Annotated in this window: 25 protein-coding genes and 4 pseudogenes; 16 read left to right on the plus strand and 13 right to left on the minus strand. The window is 69.4% G+C overall.

The annotated features are described in order from the left end of the window. Positions 1-35: 35 nt before the first annotated feature. Positions 36-386 (minus strand): hypothetical protein, encoded by a 351-nt coding sequence (locus tag ABT171_RS14335; protein WP_351243351.1) that lies wholly within the window; start codon positions 384-386, stop codon positions 36-38. A gap of 204 nt (positions 387-590) precedes the next feature. Here ABT171_RS14335 and ABT171_RS14340 point away from each other — a divergent pair, with 204 nt between their 5' ends. Next, entirely contained in the window at positions 591-962 is a 372-nt protein-coding gene (locus tag ABT171_RS14340) for an STAS domain-containing protein (protein ID WP_351243353.1), read from the plus strand. Positions 963-1386: 424 nt separating this feature from the next. Here ABT171_RS14340 and ABT171_RS14345 read toward each other — a convergent pair whose 3' ends face one another. From ABT171_RS14345 to ABT171_RS41895, 4 genes and pseudogenes are all read right to left on the minus strand, one after another. Next, entirely contained in the window at positions 1387-1818 is a 432-nt protein-coding gene (locus tag ABT171_RS14345; RefSeq protein ID WP_351243355.1) for a PRC-barrel domain-containing protein, read from the minus strand. After that, positions 1815-2417, minus strand: coding sequence for a PRC-barrel domain-containing protein (locus ABT171_RS14350; RefSeq protein ID WP_351243357.1), 603 nt, complete (start codon positions 2415-2417; stop codon positions 1815-1817). Before ABT171_RS14350 ends, ABT171_RS14345 begins: the two co-directional genes overlap by 4 nt. Further along, complete coding sequence (locus tag ABT171_RS14355) at positions 2414-2560, minus strand: hypothetical protein (protein ID WP_351243359.1); 147 nt, start codon at positions 2558-2560, stop codon at positions 2414-2416. Before ABT171_RS14355 ends, ABT171_RS14350 begins: the two co-directional genes overlap by 4 nt. Before the next feature lie 58 nt (positions 2561-2618). Further along, positions 2619-2979: pseudogene (locus tag ABT171_RS41895) on the minus strand (ATP-binding protein); the annotation flags it as partial. Between the two features lie 50 nt (positions 2980-3029). Between ABT171_RS41895 and ABT171_RS14365 the strand changes: the two are divergent. Further along, a pseudogene (locus ABT171_RS14365) lies at positions 3030-3425 on the plus strand (amino acid transporter); the annotation flags it as partial. Between the two features lie 112 nt (positions 3426-3537). Here the strand turns inward: ABT171_RS14365 and glgX are convergent. Both glgX and ABT171_RS14375 read right to left on the minus strand, forming a co-directional pair. Next, positions 3538-5679 (minus strand): glycogen debranching protein GlgX, encoded by a 2142-nt coding sequence (gene glgX, locus ABT171_RS14370; RefSeq protein ID WP_351243361.1) that lies wholly within the window; start codon positions 5677-5679, stop codon positions 3538-3540. Positions 5680-5889: 210 nt separating this feature from the next. Continuing rightward, positions 5890-6045, minus strand: a pseudogene (locus ABT171_RS14375) (transposase); the annotation flags it as partial. Between the two features lie 201 nt (positions 6046-6246). On the opposite strand from ABT171_RS14375, the gene ABT171_RS14380 reads away from it, so the two are divergent. Then, positions 6247-6738: a hypothetical protein gene (locus ABT171_RS14380; RefSeq protein WP_351243363.1), complete on the plus strand. Its 492-nt coding sequence runs from the start codon at positions 6247-6249 to the stop codon at positions 6736-6738. Further along, complete coding sequence (locus ABT171_RS14385) at positions 6735-7055, plus strand: transcriptional regulator (RefSeq protein ID WP_225101151.1); 321 nt, start codon at positions 6735-6737, stop codon at positions 7053-7055. Before ABT171_RS14380 ends, ABT171_RS14385 begins: the two co-directional genes overlap by 4 nt. A 276-nt stretch (positions 7056-7331) precedes the next feature. Here ABT171_RS14385 and ABT171_RS14390 read toward each other — a convergent pair whose 3' ends face one another. Continuing rightward, complete coding sequence (locus tag ABT171_RS14390; protein ID WP_351243366.1) at positions 7332-7781, minus strand: DprA-like winged helix domain-containing protein; 450 nt, start codon at positions 7779-7781, stop codon at positions 7332-7334. Positions 7782-8038: 257 nt separating this feature from the next. On the opposite strand from ABT171_RS14390, the gene ABT171_RS14395 reads away from it, so the two are divergent. The 4 genes from ABT171_RS14395 to ABT171_RS14410 all read left to right on the plus strand — a co-directional run bounded on the left by ABT171_RS14395 (position 8039) and on the right by ABT171_RS14410 (position 11093). Further along, on the plus strand, positions 8039-8164 hold the full coding sequence (locus tag ABT171_RS14395) for a hypothetical protein (RefSeq protein ID WP_351243592.1): 126 nt from the start codon (positions 8039-8041) through the stop codon (positions 8162-8164). Between the two features lie 312 nt (positions 8165-8476). Beyond that, entirely contained in the window at positions 8477-9430 is a 954-nt protein-coding gene (locus ABT171_RS14400; RefSeq protein ID WP_351243368.1) for an AI-2E family transporter, read from the plus strand. Positions 9431-9649: 219 nt separating this feature from the next. Further along, positions 9650-10045, plus strand: coding sequence for a DUF2267 domain-containing protein (locus ABT171_RS14405; RefSeq protein WP_351243370.1), 396 nt, complete (start codon positions 9650-9652; stop codon positions 10043-10045). A gap of 865 nt (positions 10046-10910) precedes the next feature. Continuing rightward, entirely contained in the window at positions 10911-11093 is a 183-nt protein-coding gene (locus tag ABT171_RS14410) for a hypothetical protein (protein ID WP_351243372.1), read from the plus strand. A gap of 175 nt (positions 11094-11268) precedes the next feature. Here ABT171_RS14410 and ABT171_RS14415 read toward each other — a convergent pair. The 4 genes and pseudogenes from ABT171_RS14415 to ABT171_RS14430 form a co-directional block, all read right to left on the minus strand. Then, a pseudogene (locus ABT171_RS14415) lies at positions 11269-11529 on the minus strand (AraC family transcriptional regulator); the annotation flags it as partial. Positions 11530-11678: 149 nt separating this feature from the next. Then, the gene (locus ABT171_RS14420; RefSeq protein WP_351243580.1) at positions 11679-12485 is read right to left on the minus strand and encodes an RNA polymerase sigma factor SigF; all 807 of its coding nucleotides are present in this window, start codon (positions 12483-12485) and stop codon (positions 11679-11681) included. A 202-nt stretch (positions 12486-12687) separates the two neighbouring features. Continuing rightward, complete coding sequence (locus ABT171_RS14425; RefSeq protein ID WP_351243374.1) at positions 12688-13065, minus strand: ATP-binding protein; 378 nt, start codon at positions 13063-13065, stop codon at positions 12688-12690. A gap of 370 nt (positions 13066-13435) precedes the next feature. Continuing rightward, positions 13436-13921 (minus strand): MarR family winged helix-turn-helix transcriptional regulator, encoded by a 486-nt coding sequence (locus tag ABT171_RS14430; protein WP_351243376.1) that lies wholly within the window; start codon positions 13919-13921, stop codon positions 13436-13438. Between the two features lie 158 nt (positions 13922-14079). Between ABT171_RS14430 and ABT171_RS14435 the strand changes: the two genes are divergently transcribed. The 7 genes from ABT171_RS14435 (at position 14080) to ABT171_RS14465 (ending at position 21208) form a co-directional block, all read left to right on the plus strand. Further along, complete coding sequence (locus ABT171_RS14435; protein ID WP_351243378.1) at positions 14080-15240, plus strand: PP2C family protein-serine/threonine phosphatase; 1161 nt, start codon at positions 14080-14082, stop codon at positions 15238-15240. 148 nt (positions 15241-15388) lie between these two features. Beyond that, complete coding sequence (locus ABT171_RS14440) at positions 15389-16273, plus strand: STAS domain-containing protein (RefSeq protein WP_351243380.1); 885 nt, start codon at positions 15389-15391, stop codon at positions 16271-16273. Continuing rightward, entirely contained in the window at positions 16270-16683 is a 414-nt protein-coding gene (locus tag ABT171_RS14445) for an STAS domain-containing protein (RefSeq protein ID WP_351243382.1), read from the plus strand. The genes ABT171_RS14440 and ABT171_RS14445 overlap by 4 nt, the downstream gene beginning before the upstream one ends. Beyond that, complete coding sequence (locus tag ABT171_RS14450; RefSeq protein WP_351243384.1) at positions 16683-17129, plus strand: ATP-binding protein; 447 nt, start codon at positions 16683-16685, stop codon at positions 17127-17129. Before ABT171_RS14445 ends, ABT171_RS14450 begins: the two co-directional genes overlap by 1 nt. After that, entirely contained in the window at positions 17126-18172 is a 1047-nt protein-coding gene (locus ABT171_RS14455) for a SpoIIE family protein phosphatase (RefSeq protein ID WP_351243386.1), read from the plus strand. The genes ABT171_RS14450 and ABT171_RS14455 overlap by 4 nt, the downstream gene beginning before the upstream one ends. Beyond that, positions 18169-20013, plus strand: a complete 1845-nt coding sequence (locus ABT171_RS14460) for a PP2C family protein-serine/threonine phosphatase (RefSeq protein WP_351243388.1) — start codon at positions 18169-18171, stop codon at positions 20011-20013. The genes ABT171_RS14455 and ABT171_RS14460 overlap by 4 nt, the downstream gene beginning before the upstream one ends. Beyond that, a complete protein-coding gene (locus tag ABT171_RS14465; RefSeq protein WP_351243390.1) occupies positions 19991-21208 on the plus strand; it encodes a PP2C family protein-serine/threonine phosphatase in 1218 nt (405 codons plus the stop codon). Before ABT171_RS14460 ends, ABT171_RS14465 begins: the two co-directional genes overlap by 23 nt. A gap of 10 nt (positions 21209-21218) precedes the next feature. Here ABT171_RS14465 and ABT171_RS14470 read toward each other — a convergent pair whose 3' ends face one another. Further along, entirely contained in the window at positions 21219-21731 is a 513-nt protein-coding gene (locus ABT171_RS14470; protein ID WP_351243392.1) for a MarR family winged helix-turn-helix transcriptional regulator, read from the minus strand. Between the two features lie 336 nt (positions 21732-22067). Here ABT171_RS14470 and ABT171_RS14475 point away from each other — a divergent pair, with 336 nt between their 5' ends. Then, a complete protein-coding gene (locus ABT171_RS14475; protein ID WP_503075165.1) occupies positions 22068-24476 on the plus strand; it encodes a SpoIIE family protein phosphatase in 2409 nt (802 codons plus the stop codon). Positions 24477-24518 lie beyond the last annotated feature (42 nt).

The raw sequence follows: 24518 nt of genomic DNA on the forward strand, positions 1-24518 counted from the left end.
GATGGGGTCCAAGACCCGACGCAGCGCAGCGCTCCTCACGAGGTCTCGCCCGGCGGGAAGGCGAGGTGTTGGGCTGTGCCATCGTCGCCGAACGCGCGGACGGCGTCGGCGAGGCCGGTGAGGAGCTCTTTGCGGCCTTCCTCCGTCAGGCCGGTAAGGGAGGCGTGGAGCAGCCGCGCGACGGTCACCCCTTGCTGTCCTGGCTGCCATTGCCGCACCTGGCGCACCAGGTCGTCGAGGTGCCCATCGCCGGGAGCGCCCGGCGGCAGGAGCGGCGGTGGGATCGGCTGATGTCGCCGGGTGGTGAGGTCCTGGTCGAGCAGGGCGGACAGCTCGCGCTTGAGGTCTTCCCGCTCTTTGGAGTAGGGGCGGTCCAGCTCCTGCACCCACCACTGGGCCGAGGCACGCAGAGCACCTTCGGGCGGGACACCCGTCGACGAAGGAGATTCACGCCCTGGTCACCGAAGTCCGCAGGGTGCTACGACCGGGCGGATGAAAGCCGCCGGACGGGGTAATAGGGCTGCTGCCCTGTAGAGATCGTTCGAGGAGAGCTTGTGACCGAACCAGCAGGTCTGGGTGTAGAGGTGTCCGTGATCAGCTCCGACGCCGCGATCATCACCGTCTGCGGAGAGCTGGACATCGACACCGGTCTCGTCCTGCAGCATCAGCTCGCCGGCCAGGTAGTGCACGGACGACGTCACCTGGTACTGGACCTGAGGGAAGTGCCCTTCATGGACTCCTCCGGGCTGAGCATCATCGTCCGGGCGGTCAATGAGGTGCGGAACGTCGACGGATCCGTGTCACTGGCCGCCCCCAGTGAACTGGTGCGACGTCTGCTCGATCTGACCGGGGTCAGCATGAGCTGCCGGATATTCGGCAGTACGGACGCGGCCTGTGAAGCCCTTCTCGGCCAAGACCGTGAGACGGTGAACACCGCGGCGGGTGATGCGGCGGCTCAATAGCGGATCCACGGGAGTCGACGGTGCACAGCGGGCGTAGTCCCGGTCATCCCGTACGGCCGGTCGGCTTTCTGGTACTTGGGCGTGCTCGCGATCGCTGTGCTCGTTCGCAGCCGAGCGCTCCAGAGTCAGGAGCTCGTTCTACCGGGTGATGGACTTGTTGCGGGACAGCTTCGGTGGGCCGAGTTGCCAGCCCCGGAGCCTCCCACGATCCGCCGGCCGACAGATCCCGCGGTCCCTTCGCATCCGCCGGTGACGGGGGGACCGTCGGGCAGGCTGGCGCCTGCTGGATTCCTCACGCGAGAGTGGCAAAAGCGACACGATTGCCGTGCGATTGCCGTCAAGGCCCGGCCTGCTGCACCGGCTTGCCGCCGGCCAAGCGCGCGCTGCCGTCGTCGATCCCTGGTGCCCCCGAGCGGAAACCTCGTCAGACGGGCTCGGCGCGTACCACCACAGCGTAGGAGCCGAGGCCGAGGAGGCGGTCTCCGGAGATGTCGCCGAGAGCTGTGTACAGCGTGCGGACCTGGCCGGTCGTCTCGTCGAAGGCGATGTCCTTGACGGTGCCGTGGACGGTGCCGTCCTCGGTGAGGACGCGCCGGCCGAGGGCCTCGTGGTGAGGGGGGAAGGTGCTCTGGCCGGCATCGGTGGCGGTGCGGGAGCGCACGATGACGGCGTCAGGTCCCATGCCTTCGATCGCGTCCCAGGCGATGGTCGCAGCGTGCTTCGGTGCTCCGGAGAGACGCAGGCAGGCGATGCTCCTGGTGTGCGCGTCGATGGTCAGGCCCTCGACTCGCCCAAGCGGTTCGGCCTCCTCGGCGGTGATCACGGGAAGGTCCTCGGCCTGGGTGAACAGCATCATGCCTGGCCTCCTTCTCCGGTGGACGTGCCCCCGTACGGTTCTGCGGCATGCGTGTGGAAGGCCTCGACCTGGGCGCTGAAGCTGGGCAGATCGTCGGCGACGAAGTGACGGGCGTGGGCGGGAACGACCAGCGCTCGTCCGGAGACGGCCAGCGTTTCTCCTCGGGGGATGAACGCCCTCCGCTGCTCGTGGTCCAGATTCTCGTTGGCGGCGATCTCGAAGCCGATGACGCGCCCGCTGCTGCCGGCCTCGATCACGACGTCCAGGACCGTGCCGATCGCGGTCCCCTGGTCGGTGAGGACGGACGCGCCGATGACCTGGCCGTGTCCGGCTTCATCGGCTCCCACGACCATGTCGCGCTTCTCCAGGGCCGTCTCACTGAGGATCATCACGGCGGACGGTCCGACGGCGTGCACCTCGGAGAAGGGCAGGCTCTCCTTGAGAGGGCCGGCCAGCAGGCCGCGCCCGCTCAGAGTGAAGCCGGTGATCCGGCCGGCCCGTGCGTCGAAGACCGTATCCCGGATCTGGGCGACCGCCTCGCCGCCCAGCGTCACGACTACCCGTCTGGTCAGTTCCGAGGCGAGCAGAAGAGTGTTCACCGCGGATCCTCCCGACCGGGCCGGGGGCCCGTGCGTACGGCGATCACCGTGCCGCTGCGGCGTTTGGCCTGAACCGCCAGCGCCGCCGCGGTGATCACACCCGCCACCGCGATGAGGAAGACCACCCAACTCCACCACTCCATCGCCGACCTCCTTCATACCGTCTTGGCCATGGCCGTCGTTCTGTCCGGCGGTCCCTGGCTATCCGCTTGCCCGCAGCAGGGGCTCGCACGCCTTGCGCGACCGGAGTTGGCCGACCAGGTCACCTCTGCGAGTGACTCTGCCGGGGCAGGCGTACGACAGTGACGAAGAACTCGTCGATCTGGCGTACGGGGTGGAGCAGAGGCGGGTACCGCCGGTGTACGCGGTGTCGATCCAGAGATGGCCGCCGTGGAATTCCACGATCTTCTTGCAGCGAGCCAGGCCGATTCCGGTTTCCGAGTATGCGTCCCGGCCGTGCAGCCGCTGGAAGATGACGAACACCTTTTCCGTGAACTCATCGGGGATGCAGATTCCGTTGTGGCTCGCAGGTGATGCGGACCTCGGGGGTCCGGTCGGGGTGCCCTGAACTTGACCGCTGGCGCACCAGTACCTCGGGGAGGTGGGCGGCACTTCATGGGAGCGGCTGTCCTCATCACGTTCTGGTTCCCCGCGAACGTCGACAAGCAGAGCGGCGCCTACGCGACCGGCATGCTGGTACTGACGCTGTCGGCGTCCTTCGCCTCCACGGTCGCGGCGCACCGCCGGGGCCACCGGTGTGCGACCGCCGGCTTCGTGGTGATCACCGCCGTCTTCGGCTACACCCTGGTCGCCAACGTGGTCGAACGGCCCGACGGCATCAGGATCGCCGGCATCTTCGTCGTGGCCATCCTGACCACCTGCTTCGGCTCGCGCATCCACCGGGCGTTCGGACTGCGGGTCACGGACGTCCGTCTGGATGCGGAGGCGCGGCATGTCGTCGACCGGGCCGCCGCGCACGGCCCACTGCAACTGATCGCCCATGAGCCGCCCGGGCAGCACGGAGAGCCCCTGGAGTTCATGCCGCGGGCGCTCACCCGAGCCTGCGCCGACGGACCACCCCTGACCCGGAGCTCCGGCCGCGTGTCCACGTGAGCTGAGGTCACCCGTCCTGGTGAGCACGGAGGACGAGCATGGCACGGGCGTCGACCTCAACCTCGCTGCCCCCCTTGGTCAGTGGCCGGTACTCGGTGTAAGGGATGGCGGTGTCCACCTCGACCGCCCACCACGTGCCGAGCCCTTTGGGAACGGTGAAGGCGAGCGCCTGGCTGTGGGCGTTGAAGAGCAGGAGGAACGAGTCGTCCTCCACCCGCAGCCCCCGTAGATCCGGTTCCGTGATGGCCTTGCCGTTGAGGTGGACCATCAGGGACCTGGCGAAGCCGGTCTCCCAGTCGGTCTCGGTCATCTCGCGCCCGGCAGGCGTGAACCAGGCGATGTCCTTCACCGGGTTGCCGGATGCGAGCGCCGCACGTCCCCGGAAGAACCGGCGCCGCCGGAAGACGGGATGGTCGCGGCGCAGGGCGATCAGCTTGCGTGTGAAGTCGAGCAGTTCGCTGCCCTCGGTCACATGGGACCAGTCGATCCAGGTCAGTTCGTTGTCCTGGCAGTAGGCGTTGTTGTTGCCGTGCTGGGTGCGGCCGAGCTCGTCACCGTGCAGCAGCATGGGCACGCCCTGGGAGAGCAGCAGGGTGGCGAGGAGGTTGCGCTGCTGACGGGCGCGCAGGGCGAGGACGCCGCGGTGGTGAGTGGGGCCCTCCGCGCCGCAGTTCCAGGAGCGGTTGTGACTCTCGCCGTCGCGGTTGTCCTCGCCGTTGGCCTCGTTGTGCTTGCCGTTGTACGCGACCAGGTCGCGCAGCGTGAAGCCGTCGTGCGCGGTGACGAAGTTGATGGAGGCGTAGGGCCGGCGGCCGTCGCTCTGGTACAGGTCGGAGGAGCCGGTGAGGCGGGAGGCGAACTCGCCCAGGGTGCCGCCCTCGCCGCGCCAGAAGTCGCGTACGGTGTCGCGGTACTTGCCGTTCCACTCGGTCCACAGCGGCGGGAAGTTGCCCACCTGGTAACCGCCATCACCCACGTCCCACGGTTCGGCGATCAGCTTCACCTGGGAGATGACCGGGTCCTGCTGGACGAGGTCGAAGAACGACGACAGCCGGTCGACCTCGTGGAACTGGCGGGCCAGGGTGGCAGCCAGGTCGAAGCGGAAGCCGTCGACGTGCATCTCGGTCACCCAGTACCGCAGCGAGTCCATGATCAGCTGCAGGGTGTGGGGGTGGTTCATCCGCAGGCTGTTGCCCGTGCCGGTGGTGTCCCAGTAGAAGCGCGGGTCTTCCTCGGACAGACGGTAGTAGGCCGCGTTGTCCAGGCCGCGCAGCGACAGTACCGGTCCGAGGTGGTTCCCTTCGGCGGTGTGGTTGTAGACGACGTCGAGGATGACCTCGATGCCGGCCTCGTGCAGGGTCTTGACCATCGAGCGGAACTCCTGCACCTGCTCCCCCCGCTGCCCGGACGAGCAGTAGGCGTTGTGCGGGGCGAAGAAGCCGATGGTGTTGTACCCCCAGTAGTTCGACAGCCCCCTCTGCGTCAACACGTGGTCGTGGACGAACTGGTGGACCGGCATCAGCTCCACCGCGGTGACGCCCAGCGTGACGAAGTAGTCGACCATGGCCGGGTGCGCCAGCGCCGCGTACGTACCGCGCATCGCCTCCGGTATCGCCGGATGGGTCTTCGTCATGCCCTTCACGTGGGCCTCGTAGATGACCGTCTCGTGATAGGGCGTCCGTGGCGGGTGGTCGCTGCCCCAGTCGAAGAAGGGGTTCACCACCACAGACTTCGGGGCGTACGGAGCGGAGTCCAGGCTGTTCCGTCGGCCAGGGGCACCGAAGTGGTACGGGAAGAGCGCCTCGTTCCACTCGACCTCGCCCTCGATCGCCTTGGCGTACGGATCGAGCAGCAGTTTGTGGTGGTTGCAGCGCTCACCACGCTCGGGTCGGTATGGTCCGTGCACCCGGAACCCGTAGCGCCGGCCCGGTCCGACGTCTGGCAGATAGATGTGGTGGACGAATCCGTCCACCTCTTTCAACGTGACCCGCTCCTCGGCGCCATCCTCGTCGAAGAGACACAGCTCCACGCGCTCCGCTACCTCGGAGAACACGGCGAAGTTCGTTCCTGCACCGTCGAACGTCGCGCCCAATGGCGACATCTGACCCGGTCGCGGGCCCACCTCGGTACTCTCCTGCCATATACGCATGATCACGCGCCTCCCCAGCAAGGACGGCGGGCAGCCCGCGCCCGTCGTTCCCTTTTGCCCGCGCCACCGGTGAGCATGCGCGCAGGCCTGCCCGGCACGGCCAGGGGCGGGTGACGGCGTGTGGTCATGTCCCGCGGGGTGGTGTAGTCGCGGCAGCTGTTTCGGTTCCGGTTGTGGGGTGATCTGCGGTTCGGGTTCTGCCGGCTTGGTGGTGAAGAGCTCGGCCATGGAGGCTTCCGGCAGGTAGCGGCGGTCGAAGACCTGCCACTCGTCGTGGAGTTCGGCCAGCACCGCGGCGGCGAGCCGGTCCAGGGCGGCGGGGCTGGGAAAGACCTGGACCACGTCGGCCCGCCGTTTGATCTCCCGCGCACCTTCGGGATCTCCAGGTCCAGGTCACCGGCCTGCGTGGTCAGCAACTGTCTCCGGGACCCTGCCCGGCTGCCCCACTTCGTGGGGCGCGATCCGATCACGATCGAAGAGGCAGAACCGAAGCGGCCGAGTCACTCAGTTGCCGTACCGGAAACTTGCCTCTTTCCATACTGGAAACCAGCCGCTACTCTTTCCGGCATGGAAACTCACGGGGTACAGCTGACGCCGGAGCAGGCCCATGTGGCCCTGGCCGACACCGCGCACATCCGGGCCTCAACTGCGGCAGTGTCGGCCACACCGTGGCCGAACTGGTTCTTCGTCACGGTCACGCTCTACATCGCCGCGCTCCCGATCACCTGCGGAGGCGTCACGGCAGACTCGGACTGGCTGCTGCCGCGCCCCGCATGGATGGCCATCCTGCTGACGAGTACCGCGGTGTACGCGGCGCTCTTCGCCGTCGCGGCGAGGGCGTGGCGCGACAAGACCGGGGTGGCGCTACGGTTCGACGTGCTGCCGAAGCGGGCGACCGTGCCGCTCGCGGTCGGCCTGCCCGTGCTGCTGGTGGGGGCAGCGCTCGCCTTCCGCGTCACGGGGCGGCCGGTGTGGCTGATCGCGGCATCGCTGATCGGTGCCGCCGTGTCCGTCGGCTTCCACGTTGCCTTCGTCCGCCTGCACCGGAAGACGCCGTGAGCGCCGAGATCCACGACCGGCTGGAGGGTTTCGACACCACCATCCACGCCCCGAACCGGCTGCGCATCTGCGCCCTCCTGGACGCTGCGGGCGAGGCGGAGTTCGGACTGGTCCAAAAGCAACTCGACCTCTCCGCCTCCGTGTTGAGCAAGCATGTCACCGTGCTGATGGGCGCCGGCTACGTCGAGCAGCGCAAGGCCGTCCGCGACACCCGGCAGCGGGTGTGGCTCCGGCTGACCCGGCAAGGCCGGGACGCATATCAGGGGCACCTTGCGGCACTGCGGGCGATAGTGGGGCCGTCGGATCCGGCTCTCTGATCACGATCGGAGCCAGATGAGGACCGCGGCGGAGTGACCGTGCCGACGCAGACGCATCTGCGTCGGGCCCGGAGGCCACCGCGGCGCAAGACTCCTTTCCGCTTGCTGCTTGGCGAGCCGGTTTCCACCGGCGTCGGCAAAAGCGACATCAGGGAGCATGCACCGCCAGCGGATGCGCGTCCCGGGCAGACACCCGCGCGTTCCCCATCTCCTCGGTCCCTACCAGCAGACAGAGGCTGGGCATGGCGTATATCCAAGGGGCGGCGCCTGCCACGCTCAGAGCGGCGAGCGGCTGCGAGGCACCCGCGCCAGAGGGCTCACAGCCCCGTACAGCTGGTTGAACGTGTCCCGCAATACAGGGCGGTCTGCTGGTGCGGCGGTCACCAGTGTTTGTTCCAGAAGTTGACGACGGCGCTGACGTGTCGCTTCGAGCACACACTTTCCGGCGCCAGCGAGGCAGAACTCGCCGGACGGGAGGCGCCGTACCAGCGCGCGCTGCTCCAAGCGGTCAAGCAACCGGGTCGCCCATGAGGCGCTGACGCACAGGTCCCGGGCCATCCGGTCAGGATCGGTTGGCTCGCTGCCCACGGCGAGCAGAACTCGCATCTGCTCCTCGGAAACCGTGGGGGCGACGTCCTCATGGGCTTGCTGCCACAACTTGATCATCGCTTCGGCGACGTGTTCCGCAGCAGGACTCGCTTCGGCACGTTCGGGTTCCACTGACATGGCTTCCCCTTTCCTCGATGCCGTTGAGTACGCGCTTACCCGACCGTAGGACCGTCAGCCCCGCCTGGGTGTTCGAAAATGCTATGAGCTGGGGCGGGAGCTCAATAATATGTAGAATTGGTCGGTCGTCCGGGTGACACGATCCTTGTTTGGGGACCGATATTTCTCTCATTCCGCGAATTATCGCCGCTTGCCAGCCGGCGGGAATTCGGAGTGCAGTGCAACACGGACGTCATCTGGCGAGGAGACCGGAGTCCATGCTGGCCATTGTTTCTGCTGCCCTGTTCTTCATCGCCTTTTTGATCAACGCGGCGGACATCTCGGCCAACCCTCCGTCTGCCGGCACTTCGACGGCCTGCCACGGACGCGCGGGTACGGCTTGAGGGACACAGGATCGGGGAGGATGGGAAGACCGCCTGGGCACGGGCCGCGGCTCGGCGCTTCGATCAATACCATCCGACCCGCGCTGAGGAGGGCTGCTCATGGCACGCAGCTACGCCGCCCGGCTACGCCGTCGTGGGCGGGCGGCGAACGGATCGGTGCGGGGAACCCAGACCACCGCCGGGGAGCCGAGAAGCGGCGGGCAGGGGAGGAGAGGACTCGGAGGCGTCCGGCCACGGCCCGTAGAACGGAGTGGGTCGTGGCTGCGGGCCGGCTTTGCCCTGGGTCTCGGTGCGACTCTGGCCTGGCTGCTCGTGCACACCGTTCTGCAGATCGGAGAGCTGCTGTCACTGTTCTTGGCGGCCGTCTTCGTCGCGATCGGCCTGGAGCCGCTGGTCACCCTGCTGACCAGGCATCGCGTACGTCGCGGCTGGGCGGTTCTGGTCGTGCTCCTCGGTTTCGTGCTGTGCCTGGCGGGGTTCGTCGCGCTGATCGCCCAGCCGGTGACGGACGAGATCAACTCGTTGATCAAGGCGATTCCCAAGTGGCTGACCCAGTTGCACGACCGGCACACCTTCCTCGGCCACCTGGAGGACCGCTACCACCTGATCTCCAAGGTCCGCACCGCTCTGGCCTCGGGCGGTTCGAGTGTTCTCGGCGGGCTGCTGGGAGCGGGCAAGATGGTGCTCAGTCTGGTCACGTCGGTGGTCATCGTCGTGGTCGTGACCATCTACCTGATGGTCGCCCTGCCCGAGATCAAGCAGTTCGGATTCCGCTTCGTCGCCGCGAGCAAGCGCGCGCGGGTCGAGGCGGTGACGGACGAGATCCTGACCCGGACGGGCCGGTTCATGCTGGCCAACCTCGCGACGTCGGGCATCGCCGGGCTGGCGACCTTCGCCTGGTGCGCGGCCATCGGCGTACCGTACCCGGCCGCCCTGGGCTTCTTCGTCGCGCTCATGGATCTGATCCCGGTCGTCGGCTCAACGGTTGCCGGGGTGGCCGTGAGCCTGGTCGCCCTGTCGGTCTCCCTGCCGATCGCGGGTGCCACAGCCGGCTTCTACGTCGCCTTCCGCCTCGCCGAGGACTATCTGATCATGCCTCGCGCGATGAAGTACGCCGTCGACGTGCATCCCGTGGTCACCGTCGTGGGCGTCCTCGTCGGTGGTGCGCTGCTGGGGATCATCGGTGCCTTGGTCGCCGTACCGGCGGCCGTTGCCATCGGCATCCTGCTGGACGAGTACGTCTTTCCCGGCACCGACGCGAAGTGACGGCGTCGACGCGGGGCTCGCGGCGGCGCGGACGCGAGCCCGTTCGGGTGCTGCCTCGGCGGTTCCGGCGCCAGGCGGCCATCAGCGTGAAGACGGCGAAGGATGTGGTGGTCATCCCGTCTGGTCGTTCCGTCACCCGTCCGGCGCAGCCAGGGCATCCGCGGTGGCCCCGGGGGTACGCGACGCACCCAGCGGACATGCAGCGAGAGGAGCGTTCGAATGAACCAGCCGTGGGATCTGTTTCTGGGGCGGGTGCGTGAGAACGGTGCGTATGCCACCGACAAGGAAGCGGAAAGGGTCGTCCGTGCGGTCCTGGTCGCACTAGGAGCCCTACTTGAGAGCGAGGCCCGTACGGACCTGGCAGCGCAGCTACCGCCGAGGTGTGAGCCACTTCTGCTCGATCCGCTGCCGGCCACCAGGCCCATGACACCGGCGGAGTTCGTCGCGGCGGTGGCACTGCTGATCGACGGTGCAACCGAGGAGACTGCGCGCTGGGATACCAGCGCGGTCCTCAGCACCGTGGCGGACTCCGTCGACAGCCGGCTTGTTCGGCAGATTCTCGCTCAACTGCCTCCCGGCTACGGACTGCTGTTCGGCCATCCGGCTCGCACCTGACGAGCCGCTCGCCGGCCGGCGCTGCGCTGGTGCTCGCCGCGTCTGGAACTGCCCACCCGAAGGGCGGAGCCGGATACGGGCGAGGAGGGGTATGTCGAGGACGTGACATTGCCTGAAGACATGAACGGAGGCGGTGTCGCGCGAGTGGGCGCGCGACCCTACGCCGAAGTCGAACGTGCGCTTGACGACCTGGCGGTCCACCGAAGGGTGCGCTCGTCACAGTTCTCCATCGGGGCGGCTGCGGCATACGAGTGGGCCCTCGGGCGTATCGAGAATCCTCCGGTGACCGGTCGGGGCGGCCGGGGCACTCTTGATCTTCTCCAGTTGACATCCGAGTTGGACGCGGCCGCTGCTCTGCTCGAAATCCCTGAGGATCAGCCCGGCACCCTCGACTTCCTGCGCGGGGTGCGTACGGCTCTGGCGTGGGTGTGCGGTGATGACCGAGCCTCTGCGACCGACCGGGCTCGGGGTGGATGAGCTGCGGTGATCGCCCGTCGTGGCTGTCCGGTTCCGTCCCACGCCTGCCGACATCAGCGCCCGCTTCCGTGCCGTCGGAATGCTGTCGCTTCTGCCTCCGGGGAGAGAGAAGAAGACCGTGATCGTCCTCGCTGTCTTTGTTTATGGGGATGGCCTTGATCGCATCCGGTTCGCCGCCCGGGGTATTGAGCTGCAACACTGCGGGCGATTCGTCGCGGGCCACGCCGTCTGGCTGTCTCAACCGCCGCGCTGCCCGTAGGCTGCCGACGTGACCGACTCTGGGGACTTGTTCGAAGAGGTGTCGGCAGTGTTAGCCGCTGCCGGGTTCGATCTTGGATCTTCTGAGTCCGGGCTGTTCGTTGAGACTGTGGGGGATACGGCGCTACGGGTGACTTGGCGTCCCGCGGACATGCTGTCCCGCTCCACCCCGGTAGCCGGCACCGACAGGTTCTTCTGGCTGCACACCGTCCTGTACCGGGCACTTGCCGTCCTGCTCCAGGAGGCCGGATTCCGAGTCGAGTTCGAGGACTTGCGCGTCATGCACATATCGCGCTCCACCGTGTGCGGTTGAGGCCCGCGCGGAGGCGAGCCGTCGTTGGTGTTTGCCACGATCAGTTCACGTGGGAGTTCGGCGAGCAAGGACAGCATCCCGAACATGGCCCGGCCCTCGACAGCGGCCTCACCACCGAATTCGAGACAGGGGCCGTAGGCCGTACTGAAAGCGAAGGGGTGCTGTACCCGACCTCGGGCGGTTCGCCGACGAGTTCGGTGAAGCGGCGGCCGGCGCCGCGCGGGAGACGCTGGTCCGCGCGGCGAGCGACGCCACCGTCCACGGGTGCGCCGGGTCCTCGTGCCAGGAGGTTCAGGGCCGGCCCGACGGCCGGGTCGCTCGGGACGGCGTACCAGCCGGGCGCGCCGACCTCCGGCCGGGAGAACCAGGTCCGCAGTACCGCGATGAGCAGCAGGACAAGGAGGCGGTCGAGGATGATCTCCTGGCCGGGCCGGTCGCAGACGACTCACGGGGAGAACCATGGAGAGGCGCCTGCCTTGCCCTGACGGCAGATATCGGGCTGTGGCCACCCGTGGGCGACATGGCTCGTCCCAGCAGGACCTACGTCGCCGGGCAACCGACCGCCTCCGGACGACAGGTGCACCGTCAGGTGGTGAGCATGCCGCTGCGCAGACGGGCCAGGATGCGGGACAGCAGTCGAGAGACGTGCATCTGAGAGATCTTGAGTTGCTTGCCGATCTCGGCCTGGGTCCGCTCCTCGACGAACCGCAGATGAATGATCAGGCGGTCCCGCTCGCTGAGATCGGCGAGAAGGGGAGCGAGGGTGCGGAAGTCCTCCACGAGCTCCAGAGCCGGATCCTCAAGGCCGATGACTTCGGACAGCGCCGCCTCGTTGTCCTCGTCCGCGGAGCTGAGGGGTGCGTCGAGGGAGGCCGAGGTGTAGCCGTTCGCGGCGATCTGGGCCTCGACGACCTCCTCCTCGGTCAGGTTCATCAAGGCCGCGAGTTCGGAGACCTTGGGGGAGCGGCCCAACCGACTGGCGAGCTCCTCGGTGGCTTGGGAAAGTTCGGCGCGGGCCTCCTGAAGGCGGCGCGGCACGTGCACGGCCCAGGTGGTGTCGCGGAAGAACCGCTTGATCTCCCCGACGATGTACGGCACCGCGAAGCTGGTGAACTGGACCTCGCGTGAGATCTCGAAGCGGTCGATGGCCTTGATCAGGCCGATGGTGCCGACCTGGACGATGTCCTCCATCGACTGGCCATGGGCGCTGCGAAAGCGGCCGGCCGCGTAGCGCACCAACGACATGTTCATCTCGATGAGGGTGTTGCGGACGTACTGGTACTCCTCCGTACCCTCTTCGAGGACCGCCAGCTGGTCGAAGAACACCTTGGACAGTTGCCTGGCGTTCTCGGGCGCGACCTTCTGCGGTTCGCTGATCCGGGGCAGCTCCATGTCGGTTTCCGTGGTCGCACTGACGCCTGTCGCCGTCACAAGCCCTCCCTGGTCGTCCTCGGCCCCGGCACGGTGTCCCGTCGGCCGCCTTGCTCGGGCGCCTACCCCCGATGTCGGAGGGCATACCCGTAGTGACCGGAATGGAGAAACGACCACCATGGGTGACCGTGAGAAACCCGGTCGACGAGTACCTGGCGCTCCGTCAATGCGCCAGCGAGAGCACCGCTTTGACCGTCTTGCCGGAAGCGTGCTGTCTGACCCGGACTTCCTCCGCCAGCTCCAGGACCATCGGCCACCCGAACCCACCGGGCTCCCACAACGGAGTGTTGCGCCGGCGTGGCAGGGCGGGGCTGGCGTCGTGCACGGAAACGGTCACCGCGCCCGCGTCCGCCCGCAGTCCGAACCCGGTGACTCCGCCGGCGTGCCGGATGGCGTTCGTGACCAGCTCCGACACCGTGATGAGGACTGCCTCCGCCTCTGCTGAATCCTTGGGTTCCACCACGGACAGGAAGGTCCGCGTGATGTCGCGCGCGTGCTCGGCGGTGCGCGGACTGTCCGCGGACGGGTGTGCATCCTCCATGAAGGGGTGCACGATCGCTTCCTCCTCAGATCTCGAACAGTGCCTTTTCCGCCTACCCCGCGGTCGTGTCTTCAGGCCGACACGTACGGCCGGAGCCTTGGACGAGGACACTCTTCAGCCCTGTCGACCAGGCGCATCGGGCTTTTGAGGCGTCGCCCACGGTCGACTTGAGGCGGTCTCGGGGTATCCGAAGCCGAGTAGGGCCCCAAGACATCAGTTGCCATTTGACAACAATGGCCTTAGGGCAAGAAAGTAGCCGTGTCGCGCTGCACGGGGAAGGATGTGGAATGTTCCGGTGGGCGGAGGCTGCTCCGTGCGCTGGCCACCGACGCCCCCCAGTGTCGGGGAGTCCGGTGGGGCTGCCTGCTGCTCAGGCGGTCTGGTCGTCCGGCTGCTGGGCGTTGTCGTGTATCTGCAGCGCCGCCGCGCGGCAGAACGCCTCGAGTCCTTCCAGCAGCGCAGTTCGCTTGCCTGCGGGCATGAGGGCCAGCACCGCCTGCAGCTCCTGCTCCCTGCGCGCGCGCAGGTCGTCCAGGAAGGCGCGGCCCCGGCTGCTGAGGTGCAACCGCACTTCGCGCCGGTTGGTCGCACTGACCGCACGCTCCACGAGGCCGGCGGCGACCAGGCGGTCGCACAGTCGACTGGTGGACGGGGGCGTGGAGGCGAGCGCGTCACTGAGCGTGCGCAGGTTGATACCGTCCTGGTGTTCCAGGGTGAGCAGCACCCGCATCTGGGACGCCGACGCCGGAGCGGTGGACGCCCGGCCCCACAAGACTTCCAGCAACTCTCCGGCCGTCGCGGTCACACGGGCGACCTCGACGGATTCCGGGCGGGGGCGGAAAGCAGCCACTGTCACACTCTCGCAGGCACTGGGACGGCCGCCAGCCTACTAGGCGCGCGTAGCGCTGGAGATGGTGTGGACGGCTCGGACAGCTTGGCGCGGCTGAATCGTACGACCTCGTCGCTTGAGCGAGGTCGGTAAGTGTCCGCCGAAAGATTGGTGTATTTACCATCGTGAACAGATTTGTGACCGCCGAGCGCGCCCTGCGTACGGCGGCACCCCATGAGTTGCTCGACGCTGTCCGTCGTGTGCTGGCCGAGCAGTACGCCGCGGAGTCGGTGGAGCTGTTCATGGCCGATTACAGCCTGACGGTGCTCCAGCCGGTGTCGGTGCTCCCGCACACCGTGGAGCCGGTCTCCGTGCACAACAGCGTTGTGGGCCGGGCTTTCGGTGCGCAGGAACCAGTCGTCGAGGCCGGGTCAGACCGTCACGTGCGGGTACATCTGCCGGTCAGTGTGCGCGGGGACCGGCTGGGCGTCCTGTCGGTGACCCTGCCGGACGACGGTCAGGTGCGGAACCTGCTGGGCGAGCTCACGGACATCGCCGAGGTGCTCGGCCACGAGGTGGTCGTGGCCGAACGCGACACCGACATCTACCTGCAGGCGGGGCGCAAGGACCGGCTGACCCTGGCGGCGGAGATGCAGTGGCAGCTGCTGCCCGGCCGTTCCTGCTCCCGCCCCGAGTACCAGCTGGGTGCGCAGCTGGAGCCGGCGTACGCGACCTTCGGTGACAACTTCGACTGGTCGGCCACGGCAGACCATCTGATGCTCTACGTCACCAACGGCATGGGTGAGGGCATAGAGGCGTCCCTGCTGACGAACCTGGCCATCAACGCCCTGCGCAACGCTCGGCGTGCCGGGATCGCCATCGACGACCAGGCCGCCCTTGCCGACCAGGCGGTGTACGCCCACTACAGCGGCCGCTGCTACCTGTCGGTGCTGATGTTCGACTTCGACCTCGCAACGGGTCACGCCAAGGTCGTGGACGCCGGCTCCCCCCAGATGCTGCGGCTGCGCGACGGCGCGGTCGAGCGTGTCACCTTCGAGGCCCAGCTGCCGCTGGGCATGTTCGAGGAGACCGACTACGTGACCCAGGACTTCCGGGTCGAGCCCGGTGACCGGCTCGTCTTCGTCAGTGACGGTGTGTACGCCGTCGCCGACCCCAAGGGCGAGGCGTACGGCGACGTCGCGCTGGCCCGGGCGATCCAGGCCACCCGACTGCTGCCGGCCGCCGAGGTGCCGCGTGCCATCCTGCGGGAGCTGACCGGGCACCGCGGTCGGCCCGTCCCCGACGACGACGCCCTCGTGGTCTGCCTCGACTGGCATGGACGCTGACCACGCCGGAGATCGTGCGATCCCTCCTCGATATGTGTCGATCGCGTGTTGTTTGCCTCTCACCCTCGGCACTAACATTTGCCATGCGGCAATAATCGCCTCATGGGTGCGGCCGACCGGCGACCGCTGAGCCCGTACAGAGGAGACGATGCAGGTGTCGGAGCAAGAGGCGGTCGCGTCCGCGGCGCGCCGGCTGGGAGCCTTCCTGGAGCGCCGCCGGGAGCAGATCGCTCAGCGCTGGGCGGATGCCCCGCTCTTCCGTGCGGTTTTCACCGTCTCGCGCGACGAGACCGTGGAGGCGTGCAAGGCGGTCGTGGACGCTCTGTCCGACGTCGCGTCCGCTGGACGGCTGGAGGACATCGAGGCACCCGGATTCGAGACCGTGCGAGAGCAGCTCGGGCGCATGTCCGGCTCCCGGACCCGCACTGGATCGAGCCCCGCCCAGATCGCGGACGAGGTCGCCGCCCTGCGGGCGCCGGTCGCCGAGCTGCTGCGGGCCGAGTTCTCCGACCCCTCCGCTCCGGAGGCGGCGGAGAACCTCCTGGCGCTGACCGCCCTGATGGGCACTCTGCGCCTGGTGGTGATGCAGACGGCGCTGAGCGCGGGTGAGGAGTTGATCGCGCGGCAGCGGCAGCAGCTGCTCGAAGTGGCCACCCCGGTGATCAACCTGTGGGAGGGCGTCGTCGCCGTGCCGCTGATCGGCACCCTGGACAGCGCCCGCAGCCAGGTGGTCATGGAGGCCCTGCTGGAAGGCATCGTCAGCCGGCGGGCCCGCTACGCCATCCTGGACATCACCGGTGTGCCCACGGTCGACTCGCTCGTCGCCCAGCACCTGATGAAGACCGTCGCCGCCGCTCGCCTGATGGGAGCCGAGTGCATCGTCTCCGGCATCCGCCCGGCCATCGCACAGACCATCGTCCAGCTCGGCATCGATCTGGGTTCCGTTCTCACCCGCGCCTCTCTCGCCGATGCCCTGGCCCACGCCCTCACCCAGCAGGGCATCGAAGTGTCCCCGAGGGCGAGTCTCCTGTGACCACCCGTACCCCGGACGGCGTGGCCGCGGTGCCGGTCCTGGCACTGGGGGAGACCCTGCTGGTCAGCCTCCAGGGGGAGTTGCACGACAGCCTGGCCGAGCAGCTCCAGCACGACATCGCCCGCCGCATCGCCCACAGCGAGGCGACCGGGGTGATCATCGACATCTCCGGGGTGGAGATCGTCGACTCCTTCCTGGGGCGCGTTCTCGCCGAGATCGCCGCCAGTGCCGGTCTCCTGGCGGCCCGCACCGTCCTGGCCGGCATGCGACCGGCCGTGGCCATCACTCTGGTCGAGCTGGGCCTGACCCTGCCCGGCCTGGCCACCGCCCTCGACGTCGAACGCGCACTGGAACTGCTCGCGCAGACGTCCGCGCCGAGCGCTTCGGACGGACGCGAGAGGGGGACGTGATGCCGGCATCCGACCCCGCCACGGCGACAGTCCTGCCGATCGGCTCGGACGCGGACCTCGCATGGGTCCGTCAGCAGGTACGCCAGTCCGCCGCCGAACTCGGCTTCGGCCTGGTGCAGCAGACCAAACTGGTCACCGCAGCCAGTGAACTGGCCCGCAATACCCTCGTCCACGGCGGTGGCGGGCACGCCGAGATCAGTCCGCTGGCCCGAGGCACGGCCCGCGGTCTGCGCCTCTCCTTCATCGACACCGGCCCCGGAATCCGCGATGTCCAACTCGCCATGACGGACGGGTACACCACCGGCGGCGGTCTGGGGCTCGGTCTGAGCGGCGCCAAACGCCTCGTGAACGAGTTCGGGATCGACACCGAGCCCGGCCGGGGCACCACCGTCACCGTCGTCGCCTGGGCGACAGGCGTACCAGCAGCTCGTCCGGGGTCGCGATGACGCGCGTCTGGGACATCCCGGTACACGACTCCACCCGGGTACGGGACGTCCGGGTGGCGGCCGAGGCGGCCAGCCTCCTCGCCGGCCTCGACCCGCACCGCACCGCGGTCGCCGCCCTCGTCGCCACCGAACTGGCGACCAACCTGCTCAGACACGCCGGCGGCGGCCGCATGGTGATCGATCTCGTCGACCGTCCGCGAGAGGAGCCCCGCACTCCGGCGGTGCAGCTCACCGCCCTCGACCACGGCCCCGGCATTCATGACGTCGACGCGGCGATGCGGGACGGGTACACCACCAGTGAGGCGTCGCTCGGCGCGGGCCTGGGCACCTGCCTGCGCATATCCAGCGCGTTCGACCTGTACAGCACACACCGGGGCACCGTCGCGGTGGCCTGTATCGACCACGACCCCGGTCGGGAGAAGTCTCGGCCGGCCTCCCGGGCAGGGGGGATCAACGTCCCGCTCGCCCAGGCCGAGCACTCCGGAGACGCGTGGAGCTGGACCCGCTCAGGCCCCCGCCTGACCCTGGTGCTCGCCGACGGCCTCGGCCACGGAGCCAAGGCCGCGCAGGCGTCCAGCGCAGCGGTCGACGAGCTGCACCGCGCCGCGCACCTGCCACCCGCCGAGATCCTGCGCCGGATGCACCCCGCTCTGCGCCCTACCCGCGGGGCGGCCGTCGCCGTGGCCCAGCTGGATACGGACACCGCGGAACTCACCTTCGCCGGCGTCGGGAACATCGGCGCCCGGCTGTACACCGCGGGCTCATGGGAGCACCTTGTCTCCCACCCCGGCATCGTCGGTGCCCGGTTCCCGGCGACGGTACCCGTACGGCGCCGGTCCTGGAGACCGGGCAGTCTGCTCGTGCTGCACAGCGACGGACTGCCCAGCAGGTGGGTGCCGCCCGACGATTCCGACCTCCTCGCCCACGACCCGGCGGTGGTCGCTGCGACCATCCTGCGGGATGCCCACAGCCCTGCCAGCCCCGTACGCGACGACACGACTGTGGCCGTCCTGGCCTTCGACCCCGCGGACCGGCACCCATGAGCACGCCAGACGTTCGGAAGATCACCTCCGCCGCGGAAGCCGCCCGCGCCCGGACCTTCGCGGCGCGCCTCACCGCGGCCCTGGGCGCGCCCGAGGTCGAGCGGGCCCGTTTCCTCACCGAGCTCACGGCGCGGCTGCGCCAGTGTCTCGGTCAGGGCGGCGCGGAACTCACCCTCACCGTCCGGCAGCCCGGCCCCGGCCGCGCGGGGCAGGTCCGGGCCGTCGTACGCCCCACCCCGCCGACGCGCGACCCGAGGCCGCCATGGCGGCTCGCTCTCGCCTGCCCCGGCCCCCCGGCACACGAACTGCCCGTACCGGCGGCCCTGGACGACACCGACCCCGCCCAGGCCGTCCTCGCGGCGGACGAGGAGACCGCGGCGGTCCTGAACCGGCTCGACGACACCGAGAGACTGCTCGGCCTGCACCGGGAGGAACTGCACCAGACCAACCAGGGCGTGCTGGCCCTGCACGCCGAACTGGACGCAGCCGCGCTCACCCAGCGCACACTCCTCGACGCCGAACGGGCCGCGCGGGCCGAGGCGGAGAAGGCACGGCGCCTGCTGACCTTCCTGGGCGACGCGAGCGCGGCGGTGACCGCCTCCCTGGACCACAAAGACATCCTGCGGCGTCTTTCCGAGCTGCTGGTTCCCGAGTACGCGAGCCACGTCGACGTGTGGGTCTTCGACGACGAACAGGCGACCAGGAACCGTGCTCACTCGGCCGCCGCGGTGGCCGCCGCCCGCACCGATCGCCCGCAGCACGCGGCACCCTACCCGGGAGGACTCCCGGGTATCGACGACCTTCCGCCCTCGGCGATGAACCCCACCGGGTCGGTGCTGAGCATTCCCCTCACCGTGCGCCGGACGCTGGGTGTGCTGACCCTCATCCCCCACGGCGACCGCTTCGACGCGGACACCGGCGTCATGCTGCTGGAACTGGCCCGCCGCACCGCCATCGCCCTGGACCACGCCCTTCGCTACGAACAGCACCGGGACACCGCCGAGGCACTCCAACGCGCCCAGCTCACCGACCTGCCCCCCACCGACAGCCTGCGCCTGGCCGCCCGCTACCTGCCCGCCACCCGCGGACTCAACATCGGCGGAGACTGGTACGACGCCTTTCCCCAGCCCGACGGGAGCGTGCTGGCGGTCATAGGAGACGTCACCGGACACGGGCTGCGCGCCGCCGTCATCATGGGTGAGCTGCGCACCGCGCTGCGCGCCTACGCCGTCGAGAACGACAGCCCCGCCCAGATCCTCACCCGTCTGCACCGCATGCTGCGCCACCAGCAGCCGAACCTGTACGCGACCGCCATGATCGCCCGCTTCCGGCCCGGCGACCCCCACGTCGTGTGGTCCGCCGCCGGACATCCGCCGGCCGTGGTCCGCGCGCCCGACGGCAGTGTGCGCGTCCTGGACACCAAACCCGGCGTCATGCTGGGAGTCCCCCTGCCCTTCGAGTACGAGGACCACACGGCCGAACTGCCACCTGGCTCGACGCTCGTCCTGTACACCGACGGCCTGGTGGAGCGGCGTGCCCACGGAATCGACCCTGGGATCGAGTTGCTCAGCCGGACCCTGGCAGCCCTGGACGAGCCCCACCTGGAAGATCTCGAAACCTGCGCCGAGTCGCTGCTCGAACCGCTGCTGCACGACTCCGAACGCGACGACGACGTCTGCCTCCTGCTGTGCCGCACCACCACGCCGGGGACGCGGGAAGCGGCCGGTGCCGATTCCCCGCAGCGGCGGGCCGTGGTCCTGCCCGAGCGCTCCGGAACCGGCCTTCACCGCGATAGCGTGGAGGGCACAAGGGGAGAGGGTGGACGCCGTGAATGCCTCTGAATCGTTCCCGTCCGCGGAGAGCCGGCTGCGGGCCGTCCCGCCCCACGCGCTGGTCGCCACCGCCGGGTCGCTGCTGGCCGAGCGCTTCGGCGCCCAGGACGTGGCCCTGCTCCTGGCCGACTACGGCCTGACAGTCCTGCAACCCGTCACGCACCTGCCGCACACGGGCGAGCCGGTCTCCGCGTACGACGGCCCGGCCGGCACCGCGTTCACCAGTCAGAAGCCGGTTGTCGAGGTCATCGCTGACACGGCCACGGAGCGGGTTCACCTGCCCATCACCGTCCGCGGTGACCGGCTCGGCATCCTGACCGTCCGCGTGCCCGCCACCTCCGCGGACCCGGCCACGGTGCTCGGACTCGGTGAGTTCGCCACGGCCCTCGGCCACGAGGTCGCCACGGCGGGCCGGGACACCGACCTGTACCTGCAGGCCCGCCGTACCCGCCGGCTCACCCTCGCCGCCGAAATGCAGTGGCAGCTTCTGCCGGGGCGCGGCTGCGCCCGCCGGGAGTACACCATCGGCGCCCATCTGGAACCGGCCTACGCCGTTGGCGGTGACAACTTCGACTGGTCCACCAGCGCCGACCACCTCACCCTCACCGTCACCGACGGCATGGGCCAGGGCATCGACGCCTCCCTGCTCACCAGCCTCGCCGTCAGCGCCCTGCGCAACGCCCGCCGCGCCGGCATCGGCCTCGCCGACCAGGCCGCCCTGGCGGACCAAGCCGTATTCGCCCAGTACGGAGGCAAGGCGTATGCCTCGACGCTTCTGCTGCGCTTCGAACTGGACACCGGAACCGTGCGTGCGGTCGACGCCGGCTCACCGCAGCTGTACCGCCTGGGCGACACGGGTATCGATCTGATCGAGCTGGAAGCACAGCTCCCGCTGGGGATGTTCGAGGAGACCCCGTACGAGGAGCAGACCTTCCAGGTGGCGCCGGGGGACCGCCTGGTCGCCATCAGCACCGGCGTGCACGGCACCCGCTCGGCGACCGGAGACGTCTTCGGGGAACGCGCCCTGCGTCAGATCCTGAGCGCGACACGTCAGACCCCGCCGCACGAGACGGCGCGCGCGGTTGTCGCCGGGCTGATCGAGCACTTCGGCAGCAAGGACCTCACCTCCGACGCAGCGGTCGTCTGCCTCGACTGGACGGGCAGGAACATCGACAGGGCCCGGCTCACACCCGAAGCCACCTGAGCCACCCCGGTCACCGGGCGTCCGGCGGCTGCTCTCCCGGCGGGAGCGGCGCTCCGCCCTGAGCGGCGAGAAAGGCCTTCATACCGCGGCTCAGCGCCGAGCGCTCCGCCGGTTCCATGGCCGTCAGCGCGGCCGTCAGAGCCTGGACCCGCCGCTCCGCCACATCGTCCAGTACACGGCGTCCCTGCGCGGTGAGACTCAGCCGGACCTCGCGGCGCTTCTGCGGATGCAGCGCGCGCTCCAGCATCCCCGCCGCCTCCAACCGGTCACAGAGCCGACTGGCCGTGGGAAGCCCTATGTCCAGCCCCTCGGCCAGGGCGGTGAGGTTCAGCCCCGGTGCCGCCTGAAGAGTCCGCAGCGCCCGCAGCTGGTGCAAGGACAGGCGCAGGGCCGCCTCCTGCGCGGCCAGCGACCACAGGTTCGTGAGACTCTCCACGGCATCGGCGATCTCCAGCGCGACGGCGTCCGGGCCATCGCCCGGTCCCTCCACACGGTCGCCGCCGGGGCCGTCGAGACGGGTCACGAACACATCGCTTTCAGTGAGTTCTGCACGCTGCGGAGACCATCCTCATTCCATCGCTGTACCCGAAGACAGGGGGTGCAAGCAGCTCCTCCCGTGACTGGACGTCGTACGAACACCGTCGACCGGTGAGGGCTGTCCCGCGCGGTGATCATCCGTACCCCGCGTCTCCCTTTGCGGGCGTATTGTGCGCATATGGGTGATGTCCGGTGCGGGTGGTGTCGCGTGCCGCTACCGGATCAGTCTGCCCGTAACCGACGGTACTGCTGCCCGGCGCATCGGCAGGCAGCATGGCGGGCGCGGCGTCGATGGCGGGCTGCGGCGCAGGCTCGGCAGGCGATGCTCCGCGCGGGCGCGGAGTTGCTGGCCGGGGCACAGGCGGTGACGCAACAGGCGGATCCTTTGTTCCCAGCGCCGGGGGCTACGACGGGGTGCCTCTGCGCCGCGGTGGCCGACGTTCCCGGACTGGCCGAGCAACTGGTCCGGCAGGCGGTGCTCGCCGACCGGCAGGCCGGCGTCAGCTGGGCGCGGATCGGAGCCAGCTTCGGGGTCAGCGGTGGGGCGGCCCGGAGCCGCTTCGGACGCCCGCGTGCTTCCGGAACGGATGCGTGGGGGACAGCGGGCCGGGACGCGGGGGACGGCGCATCCGGGGTGGAGCTGCTGGAGCCCGCTCTTGCCGAGGCGGTGCGGGAAACGGGCGCCTCCGCGAGCTTGGTCTACCTGCTGTCGCCGGGCGAGCAGGTGCTGCGGCTGGCCGTGGTGGGCGGAGTACCTGCGAAGATCGCCGCTCTCTGGGCCCGGCTGCCGTTGTCCGCGTCAGGCCCCGTGGCCGACGCGGTGCGTGAACGGCGCATCGTGTGGGTTGCCAGCCAGACGGAGCTGGCGAGCCGCTACCCAACGGTCTCACTCGTGATGCCCTACGACGTGGCGCTGGCTGCCGCTCCCGTCACGACCGGCGCCACGGTATGGGGCGGTCTGGTACTCCTGTGGCCCGGCTCCCGTCCCGGAAACCCGAGCGCGCACGAACGCGAGGTGCTGGCTGCCGCCTGTGACCGTTTGGGCGTGCTCCTGCAGCAGTCCGCCGACGGCGGGCACCCGCCGCCGCCCAAGCGCCCCCTCCACATGACGGTCTCGCTTCCTGCCCGGACGGCCGGGCCGGCAGAAGCGCTGGCCGCGGTGGACTTCGTCAACCGGCTCTCGGAAGGCTGCATCGCACTGGATCAGGAAGGACGCATCACCTTCGTCAGCGCCGCTGCCGCCGACCTGGTCGGCAGCAGCGTTCCGGAGCTGCTCGGGGCACTGCTGTGGGAGGCGCTGCCCTGGCTGGAGGACCCCGCCTTCGAAGACCGTTACCGGACCGCGGTGATCGGCCGCCGGCCCACTTCCTTCACGACGCTGGGCCCGGCCGGGCGGCGGCTGGACCTCCTGCTGAGCCCGGATGCCTCCGGCACCAGCGTCTGCATCGTCCCGGGTGTCAGCACCACCCGAGCCGCCCCTCCGGGACACGGGCGAAGGCGACGCGACGCCCCGTCGGCCGAGGCAGGCGGTGTGTACGAACTGATGCGCTTGGCCGCCACGCTCACCGAAGCCGTCACCGTACAAGACGTGGTGGAGCAGGCCGCCGACCACATCCTGCCCGCCTTTCACGCCCAGGGCTTCGTCGTCTCCGTGACCGAGGGAGGCCGGCTGCGTATCGTCGGCCACCGCGGATACCGTCCCGAGGTCCTCGCCCGCCTCGACCTCCCCCCTTTCAGAGACCGGGCAGCCCCCACCGTGCGCGCTGTGACCACAGGGGTTCCGCTGTTCTTCGGCTCCCCCCGCGAAATGGCACGCCTCAACGCGGACATCCCGCGGCGGACACACAGGGCCGCGTGGGCGTTCCTGCCGCTGATCGTCTCCGGCCGGCCCGTCGGCTGCTGCGTCGTCTCCTACGACCAGCCCCACCCCTTCACGCCCGACGAGCGGGCCGTCCTCACCTCCCTCGCCGGCCTGATCGCCCAGGCCCTGGACCGCGCTCGCCTGTACGACGCGAAACACCAACTCGCCCGCAGCCTGCAGACCGGCCTGCTTCCCGCCACCCTGCCGACCGTGCCCGGCCTGGAAGTGGCCGCCCGCTATCTGCCCGCGACCCACGGCATGGAGATCGGGGGCGACTTCTACGACCTCATCCGCCTCGACGCCACCACGGTCGCCGCCACCATCGGTGACGTCCAAGGCCACAACATGACTGCCGCCGCCCTCATGGGGCAGGTACGCACCGCCGTCCACGCCACCGCCGGCGCACCACCCGGCGAAGTCCTCGCGCGCACCAACCGTCTGCTCACCGACCTCGACCCCGGCCTGTTCACCAGCTGCCTCTACGCTCAACTCGACCTCGAACGCCACCGCGCCCAGCTGGCCACCGCCGGCCACCCACCCCCGCTCCTGCGCCACCCCGACGGCCACACCGAGGTCCTGCGCATCCCACGCGGCCTGCTGCTCGGCATCGACCCCGCCACCGACTACCAGGCCACCGAGCTCCCCCTGCCGCCCGACTGCGTGCTGGCCTTCTACACCGACGGCCTCATCGAAACGCCTGGCACCGACCTCGAAGACGCCGCAGCAGCCCTCGCCGGCCACCTCGCACGAGCCCCGCACCAGCCCATGGACACCCTGGCCGACCTCCTCATCCACGACCACCCGCACACCGGTACCCGCAACGACGACATCGCCCTGCTCCTCCTCCACCCACAGCCGTCCGCCGGTTGATCGCGACGTCGATCAGTCGCCGGAACTCCGGGTCCCCGATGG

It is taken from the genome of Streptomyces sp. NPDC001851 (assembly GCF_040297165.1).
Classification (GTDB): Bacteria; Actinomycetota; Actinomycetes; order Streptomycetales; family Streptomycetaceae; genus Streptomyces.

Bases quoted from the DNA above. Each gene is read 5' to 3' on its own strand.
- ABT171_RS14460 (WP_351243388.1), top strand. From the start codon at position 18,169: ATGAGCACGCCAGACGTTCGGAAGATCACCTCCGCCGCGGAAGCCGCC.
- ABT171_RS14380 (WP_351243363.1), top strand. From the start codon at position 6,247: ATGGAAACTCACGGGGTACAGCTGACGCCGGAGCAGGCCCATGTGGCC.
- ABT171_RS14395 (WP_351243592.1), top strand. From the start codon at position 8,039: ATGCTGGCCATTGTTTCTGCTGCCCTGTTCTTCATCGCCTTTTTGATC.
- ABT171_RS14355 (WP_351243359.1), bottom strand. From the start codon at position 2,560: ATGGAGTGGTGGAGTTGGGTGGTCTTCCTCATCGCGGTGGCGGGTGTG.
- ABT171_RS14420 (WP_351243580.1), bottom strand. From the start codon at position 12,485: ATGGAGCTGCCCCGGATCAGCGAACCGCAGAAGGTCGCGCCCGAGAAC.
- glgX (WP_351243361.1), bottom strand. From the start codon at position 5,679: ATGCGTATATGGCAGGAGAGTACCGAGGTGGGCCCGCGACCGGGTCAG.
- ABT171_RS14345 (WP_351243355.1), bottom strand. From the start codon at position 1,818: ATGATGCTGTTCACCCAGGCCGAGGACCTTCCCGTGATCACCGCCGAG.
- ABT171_RS14440 (WP_351243380.1), top strand. From the start codon at position 15,389: ATGCAGGTGTCGGAGCAAGAGGCGGTCGCGTCCGCGGCGCGCCGGCTG.
- ABT171_RS14390 (WP_351243366.1), bottom strand. From the start codon at position 7,781: ATGTCAGTGGAACCCGAACGTGCCGAAGCGAGTCCTGCTGCGGAACAC.
- ABT171_RS14455 (WP_351243386.1), top strand. From the start codon at position 17,126: ATGACGCGCGTCTGGGACATCCCGGTACACGACTCCACCCGGGTACGG.
- ABT171_RS14475 (WP_503075165.1), top strand. From the start codon at position 22,068: ATGCTCCGCGCGGGCGCGGAGTTGCTGGCCGGGGCACAGGCGGTGACG.
- ABT171_RS14425 (WP_351243374.1), bottom strand. From the start codon at position 13,065: ATGGAGGATGCACACCCGTCCGCGGACAGTCCGCGCACCGCCGAGCAC.
- ABT171_RS14405 (WP_351243370.1), top strand. From the start codon at position 9,650: ATGAACCAGCCGTGGGATCTGTTTCTGGGGCGGGTGCGTGAGAACGGT.
- ABT171_RS14450 (WP_351243384.1), top strand. From the start codon at position 16,683: ATGCCGGCATCCGACCCCGCCACGGCGACAGTCCTGCCGATCGGCTCG.